The sequence below is a fragment of the Microvirga sp. genome, from assembly GCF_014699075.1.
Taxonomy (GTDB): Bacteria; Pseudomonadota; Alphaproteobacteria; order Rhizobiales; family Beijerinckiaceae; genus Microvirga.
On the sequence record NZ_JACXAB010000046.1, the window covers coordinates 23,381 to 30,099 of the forward strand.

Annotated in this window: 5 protein-coding genes; 2 read left to right on the forward strand and 3 right to left on the reverse strand. The window is 64.3% G+C overall.

The window, feature by feature from the left end:
• Positions 1-2 precede the first annotated feature (2 nt).
• Positions 3-1,205 (reverse strand): imidazolonepropionase, encoded by a 1,203-nt coding sequence (hutI, locus tag IC232_RS26750; protein ID WP_190848000.1) that lies wholly within the window; start codon positions 1,203-1,205, stop codon positions 3-5.
• A 154-nt stretch (positions 1,206-1,359) separates the two neighbouring features.
• On the opposite strand from hutI, the gene IC232_RS26755 reads away from it, so the two are divergent.
• Together IC232_RS26755 and hutC are read left to right on the forward strand one after the other, a co-directional pair.
• Positions 1,360-2,718 carry a formimidoylglutamate deiminase gene (locus IC232_RS26755; RefSeq protein ID WP_190848001.1) on the forward strand — a complete coding sequence of 453 codons (1,359 nt, stop codon included), beginning with the start codon at positions 1,360-1,362 and terminating at the stop codon, positions 2,716-2,718.
• Between the two features lie 18 nt (positions 2,719-2,736).
• Positions 2,737-3,441, forward strand: a complete 705-nt coding sequence (gene hutC / locus IC232_RS26760) for a histidine utilization repressor (protein ID WP_190848002.1) — start codon at positions 2,737-2,739, stop codon at positions 3,439-3,441.
• A gap of 126 nt (positions 3,442-3,567) precedes the next feature.
• On the opposite strand, the gene IC232_RS26765 is transcribed toward hutC, so the two are convergent.
• Together IC232_RS26765 and IC232_RS26770 are read right to left on the reverse strand one after the other, a co-directional pair.
• A complete protein-coding gene (locus IC232_RS26765; protein WP_190848003.1) occupies positions 3,568-4,728 on the reverse strand; it encodes a cystathionine gamma-synthase in 1,161 nt (386 codons plus the stop codon).
• The gene (locus tag IC232_RS26770; protein ID WP_190848004.1) at positions 4,725-6,101 is read right to left on the reverse strand and encodes a pyridoxal-phosphate dependent enzyme; all 1,377 of its coding nucleotides are present in this window, start codon (positions 6,099-6,101) and stop codon (positions 4,725-4,727) included. The genes IC232_RS26765 and IC232_RS26770 overlap by 4 nt, the downstream gene beginning before the upstream one ends.
• Positions 6,102-6,719: the final 618 nt, after the last annotated feature.

The following is a 6,719-nucleotide window of genomic DNA, read 5'->3' on the forward strand; positions in this document are numbered from 1 at the left end:
TGTCACTGTCCCCTCCAGATACGGGCGTGAAGCGGGTTGAAGCCGATGCGGTAGACGAGTTCCGCAGGCCGTTCGATGTTCCAGATGGCGAGATCGCAGCTCTTGCCGGGCTCGAGCGTGCCGATCTGATCGAGCTTGCCGAGCGCACGCGCGGCTTCGCGCGTCACGCCGGCGATGCATTCTTCGACCGTCATGCGGAACAGGGTGGCGCCCATGTTCATGGTGAGGAGCAGCGAGGTGAGCGGCGAGGTGCCGGGATTACAGTCGGTTGCGAGCGCCATGCGGGTGCCGGCTTCACGGAAGGCTGCGATGGGCGGAACCTTCGTCTCGCGCAGCATGTAGAAGGCCCCCGGCAGCAGCACTGCCACCGTGCCGGCCTTCGCCATGGCGGCGGCGCCGTCCTCGTCGGTGTATTCGAGATGATCGGCCGAGAGCGCTCCATAATCGGCAGCGAGTTTTGCTCCATGGAGATTGGAGAGCTGGTCGGCATGAAGCTTGATCCTAAGGCCCAGTGCCTTGGCGGCATCGAACACGCGTGCGGTCTGCTCGGGCGAAAATGCAATGCCCTCGCAGAAGGCATCAACCGCGTCAGTCAGTCCCTCGCGTGCCAAGGCCGGCATCATCTCGCTGCAGATCTTCTCGATGAAGGCGTCCTTGTCGCCCTTCGCCTCCGGCGGCAGGGCGTGAGCGCCGAGGAACGTGGTGGTGATGGAGACCGGGCGTTCGTGAGCAAGACGCCGTGCGGCGCGCAGGGATCGTGCCTCCGTCTCCAGATCGAGCCCATAGCCCGACTTGATCTCGACCGTGGTGCAACCCTCAGCGATGAGATGGTCGAGCCGGGGCAGGGCGCTCACTACCAGCGCATCCTCGCTCGCCGCGCGGGTGGCTTTCACGGTGGACACGATGCCGCCGCCGGCCCGGGCGATCTCCTCATAGCTCGCGCCCTTGAGGCGCAGCTCGAACTCATGGGCGCGGTTGCCGCCATAGACGAGGTGCGTGTGGCAATCGACAAGGCCTGGGGTGATCCACCGGCCCTCGCAATCGATCCGCTCGGCGGCGTCCCAGCCCGCGGCGAGGTCCTCTGACGGTCCGGCGAAGGCGATGCGGCCGTCCTGGGTGGCAACGGCTCCACTCTCGATGATCCCGAGACCGTCGCCTGCAAGCGTAGCAAGGCGAGCGGTGTGCCAGACCCGGTCGAAGCGCATGTTCCTGCTCCGGTTCGATTGCGAATATGTCTATACATAAGCGCAAAGAATCGATATTGTCTAGACGTATTCGATCGGTTCTGATGGTCCGGCGTCGGCATGGCTTTTTGGCGGCTGCCGACCCCAAGGCCGCTTTGCAGCAAAGGTGTCCGCGATGCGCAGGCTCATTCTCGATCACGCTCTCCTTTCCAGCGGCTGGGCCCGGAATGTTGGCCTCGATATTGAGGGCGGGACGATTGTCGCTGTGCACTCAGGATCTTCCGCCGAGGGTCGTGAGCGCGTTGCCGGCATCACGCTTCCTGGACTGCCCAACCTGCACAGTCACACCTTCCAACGCGGCATGGCAGGGCTCGCCGAAACACGCGGCCCGGAAGGAGACAGCTTCTGGACCTGGCGGCAGGTGATGTACCGCTTCCTCGGCTCCCTCACGCCGGACGATGTGGAAGCCATTGCGGCCTTCGCCATGATGGAGATGCTGGAGGGCGGCTTTACCGCGCTCGCCGAGTTCCACTACCTGCACCACGATGCACAGGGCCGCCCATACGGTGACATCGCGGAGCTTTCCGGGCGCATTGCGGCTGCGGCGCAATCGACGGGCATGGGCTTGACGCTTCTGCCGGTCTTCTATGCGCAGGGCGGCTTCGGTGGGGCCGCGCCTGCGGAAGGTCAGCGGCGTTTCATCAACGGCGTCGAAAATTATGCCCGCCTGCTCGAAGGCGCGCGCGGGGCGGTGGCCGGGCTCGACGATGCGGTCGTCGGCATCGCGCCGCACAGCCTGCGCGCCGTCACGCCGGAGAGCCTCAATGACATCCTTGAGATGGCCGGCGAGGGGCCGGTTCACATCCATATTGCCGAGCAGGTGAAGGAGGTGGAGGACTGCCTTGCTTGGTCAGGGCAGCGCCCGGTTGAGTGGCTGCTCGATCATGCCTCCGTCGACCGGCGCTGGTGCCTCATCCACGCCACGCATCTCGACCCGCAGGAGGTGAGGGGCATCGCCGCGAGCGGCGCGGTGGCGGGCCTGTGCCCGATCACCGAGGCCAATCTCGGCGACGGTATCTTCGAGGGCGTCGACTATCTCGCGGCAGGTGGCCGCTTCGGCGTTGGGTCTGATTCCAACATCGAGATATCGGCCCCGGGAGAGCTCAGGCAGTTCGAATACAGCCAGCGCCTCAAGCACCGCGCCCGCAATGTTCTCGCCGAGCATGAGGGGCAATCGACGGGGCGCAGCCTTTACGAGAAGGCGCTGGCGGGTGGAGCGCAGGCGCTCGGCCGACGGATCGGTGTCATCGCCGAGGGGCATCGCGCCAACTTCGTGGTGCTCGATGCCGATCATCCCGATCTCGCCGCCGTCTCGGGTGACCGCTGGCTCGATTCCTATGTGTTCGTCACTGGCAAGGTCGCCATCGATACGGTGTTCGTGGCGGGCAAGCCTGTGGTAAGGAGCGGCCGGCATGTGAACCGCGACGCGATCCGCACTCGCTATGCGAAGGCCATGGCCCGCATCCTGGCCTGACAAATGACTGAAGGCGGCATGAAACATCTCCACCAGCGCATTCGCGACGACATCGAGGCCAGGATCATGTCGGGCGAATGGGCGCCCGGGCACCGCATCCCGTTCGAGCATGAGCTGATGGCGGAATACGGCTGCTCGCGCATGACCGTGAACAAGGTGCTCTCGACGCTTGCCGCCAACGGACTCATCACGCGCCGGCGCCGCGCGGGAACGGTGGTGGCTGAGCCGAGCAACCAGCAGGCGGTGCTGCAGATCCAGGACTTCGCCCTCGAGGCGGCCCGCGCCGGAGTGGAGTATCGCTTCAAGATTCTCACCCGTTCCATCGAGCCCATCGATGCAGCCGCCGCGCAGCGAACCGGTCTGCCGGCGGGCACCAAGATGCTCTGCCTGTCCACGCTCCATGTGATGGACGACGTGCCGCAAGCCTTCGAGCAGCGTCTGATCAACCTTGCCACTGTGCCTGAAGCCGGCGAGGAGACGTTCAAGGACGACCCGCCAGGGACGTGGCTGCTGCGGCGTGTGCCATGGACGGATGCGGAGCACATCGTGCGTGCCGTGAATGCGAACGGTACGCTGGCGAAGCGGCTGCAGATCCAGACGGGAACAGCCTGTCTCATGCTGGAGCGGCGAACCTGGCAGGCGGGGGCCTTCGTGACCGAGGCACGGATCACCTATCCGGGCGACAGGCATCAGCTCGTCGGGCGGTTTTCGCCGGTTGCGTGAAAGCGCATCACACCACTTCACGTCATGGCCGGGCTTGTCCCGGCCATCTCGATCAGTAAAGCGCTGCGCCTCCTCAATCGAGATCACCGGCACAAGGCCGGTGATGACGCGTGGATGTGGCGGACCCTACGCCAGCGCCGCGCGCAAATCCTCGATCAAATCTTCCGCATCCTCGATGCCGACGGACAGGCGCACGAGACCGTCGTCGATGCCGAGTTCAGCCCGCACCTCGGGAGGCACGGAGGCATGGGTCATGATGGCCGGATGCTCGATGAGGCTTTCCACGCCGCCGAGGCTTTCCGCCAGGGTGAAGAGCTGGCAGCGTTCCAGGAAGCGCGTCGCGCCGTCGAGTCCACTCTTGATGCGGGCGGTGATGATGCCGCCGAAGCCGCGCATCTGGCGCTTGGCGAGATCATGCTGCGGGTGCGAGGCGAGGCCCGGATAGATCACGCCGTCCACGCCCGGATGCGCCTCAAGGAACTGGGCGATCTTGAGCGCCGACGTGCAGTGCCGCTCCATGCGAAGCGACAGGGTTTTCAGGCCGCGCAGGGCCAGGAAGCTGTCGAAAGGCCCTGACACGGAACCGACCGCGTTCTGCAGGAAGGCAATCTTCTCGCGGATCTCCTGGTTCTGTCCCACGATCACCACGCCGCCGACCATGTCGGAATGGCCGTTGAGGTACTTCGTGGTGGAATGCACCACGATGTCGAAGCCGAATTCGAGCGGACGCTGTACCCAGGGACTGGCGAAGGTATTGTCGGCCACAAGCCACGTGCCGTGCCCGCGCGTGGCCGCAGCAATGGCTTCGAGATCGGCGAGCTTGAGGAGCGGGTTCGTTGGCGTCTCGACCCAGACGAGCTTGGTGTTCAGGCGAAGCGCCGCCTTCACGGCATCCGTGTTGCCAAGATCGACATAGGTGATATCGAGCCCGGCCGATTGCTTGCGCACGCGCTCGAACAGACGGCGCGTGCCGCCGTAGAGATCGTCGGAAGCGACGATGTGCGAGCCGTGCTCCAGCATGTCGAGCACCGTGGCGCTCGCCGCGAGACCGGACGAGAAGGCGAATGCTGCCGAGCCGCCTTCGAGATCCGCGATGCATCGCTCGAACGCCATGCGGGTCGGGTTCTGCGAACGGGCATATTCGAAGCCCTTGTGAACGCCGGGGCTCTCCTGTGCGAAGGTGGAGGTGGCGTAGATCGGCATCATCACCGCGCCGGTGGTGGGATCCGGCGACTGGCCCGCATGGATGCAGCGGGTGGCGAAATCGAGCTGGTTGCGGGTGGTCATTGGGGCTGGATCCGGAAGAAGTTGATGAGGTCGATGCGGGTGGCGAGGCCCACGAAGGCTTCGCCCTCCATGATCACCGGCACGAGGCCGGCGGCAAAGAGGGGCAGAAGCTCCCGGACGGGAGCATCGGCGGGAATGGTTTGCAGGCGCGAGACCATCACGTCACGCACCGGCTTGTCGAACACGCTCTGCGGCGCGCGCTCATTGGCGACCAGTGCGTCGAGAATGTCGCTCTCGTCGATGAGACCGACCACGCGTCCATCGTCGATCACGGGAAGCTGCGACACGTCGGAGGAGCGCATGCGCGCAAAGGCGGAGCGCAGCGTCTCGCTGGGCGAGACGAAGATGGTGGCGCCTTCGCCAAACGGGTTGATCACCACGTCGCGGACCGTTCCTGTCACCTTGCGGTCGAGCCAGCCTTCCTGGGCAATGAAGGCATCGTTGAACACCTTCGACAGGTACTTGGCGCCCGTGTCGCAAACGAGGGTGACGACCCGCTTCGGCTCTGTCTGCTCACGGCAGTAACGCAGGGCTGCGGCCAATAGCGTACCGGAGGATGAGCCTGCCAGAAGTCCCTCTTTACGCAGCAACTCGCGGGCGGCCGAGAAGCTTTCCTTGTCGCCGATGGAATACGCCTTCTTGACCAGGGAGAGATCGCAGTTCGGCGGCACGAAATCCTCGCCGATGCCCTCAACCGCCCAGGAGCCGGCCTCGGTCATCTGCCCGGTCTCCACCAGCGGCGCGAGGATCGAGCCTGCGGGATCGGCCAGCACCATGGCGGTCTTCGGCGAGGCCTGTTTCAGGAAGCGCCCGACGCCGGTGAGCGTGCCGCCCGACCCGACGCCGACCACGACGGCATCAACATCACCCTCCATCCCGTCCAGGATCTCAGGGCCGGTGCTCGCCTCGTGGGCTGCCGGATTGGCCGGGTTCTCGAACTGGTTGATATAGACGGCACCGGGCGTCTTGGAGGTGATCGCCTGGGCGAGGTCCTGGTAATAGTCCGGATGGCCCTTGCCCACGTCCGAGCGGGTGATGACCACCTCGGCGCCAAGGGCCTTGGCATGCAGCACCTTCTCCCGGGACATCTTGTCCGGCACCACGAGGAGCGTGCGGTAGCCCTTGCTGGCCCCGACCAGCGCGAGGCCGACGCCGGTATTGCCGGCCGTAGCCTCGATGATCGTGCCGCCCGGCTTCAGGCGCCCGTCGGCTTCCGCCGCCTCGATCATGGCGCGGGCGGGGCGGTCTTTGATGGAGCCGCTGGGGTTGGCGCTCTCCAGCTTCAGGAAGAGCCTGCAGGGGCCGGTGTCGAGGCTCGTGACCTCAACAAGAGGGGTCCGGCCAATCAGGTCCAAGGCTCCATGGGCAGCCATATTAGCGTCTTTCAAATGTGAAATATGTTATTTGTTTCTATCAGATGTGAAACTTCCTCGTACTTATAGATGCCGACATGGATTGTCACCTGTCCTTCGGATCACTCAACTGCGATCCGCAGGCTTAGCTCCCAAGGATGGCAGAAGCAGGAACTCGGAAGCGGATACAAAAAAGCCCCGGCTTTTGGCCGTTGCGACCAGAGAGGCAGGAGGTGTCGCATACATTTAACCACCTGACTCGAAAGGGTCGGATTAGAAGTGTCCATCGGGCAACCGCGTGGAACCCTGCAACATCCAGGTGCTCCTACCCGAGCGTGCGAAGGAGTAATTCGACGTACGAAGCCTCGGGAACAATGTTCCCACTCTGGCAGCCTCAAGCTGGAAAAGGAGCTAGGAGAGGACGGACAGGTTGAGCGTGAGCAAAGAACCTACATAAAGACCCGTGAAGCCGACCCTGCCCAAGAGGCTGATAGGCAGGACCAAAAGGTAAGCGGGCGGGATCAGGTCAACGGCTAAGACCTGACCATGTTCGGAATTCCCACCGGGTCACAGGTTCCAACCTCCTCGTCCGCATCTTCGATCCGATCAACTGGGTAAGCCCCATCGGTTCCGTCGTAA

Bases quoted from the DNA above. Each gene is read 5' to 3' on its own strand.
- hutI (WP_190848000.1), bottom strand. From the start codon at position 1,205: ATGCGCTTCGACCGGGTCTGGCACACCGCTCGCCTTGCTACGCTTGCA.
- IC232_RS26755 (WP_190848001.1), top strand. From the start codon at position 1,360: ATGCGCAGGCTCATTCTCGATCACGCTCTCCTTTCCAGCGGCTGGGCC.
- IC232_RS26765 (WP_190848003.1), bottom strand. From the start codon at position 4,728: ATGACCACCCGCAACCAGCTCGATTTCGCCACCCGCTGCATCCATGCG.
- hutC (WP_190848002.1), top strand. From the start codon at position 2,737: ATGAAACATCTCCACCAGCGCATTCGCGACGACATCGAGGCCAGGATC.
- IC232_RS26770 (WP_190848004.1), bottom strand. From the start codon at position 6,101: ATGGCTGCCCATGGAGCCTTGGACCTGATTGGCCGGACCCCTCTTGTT.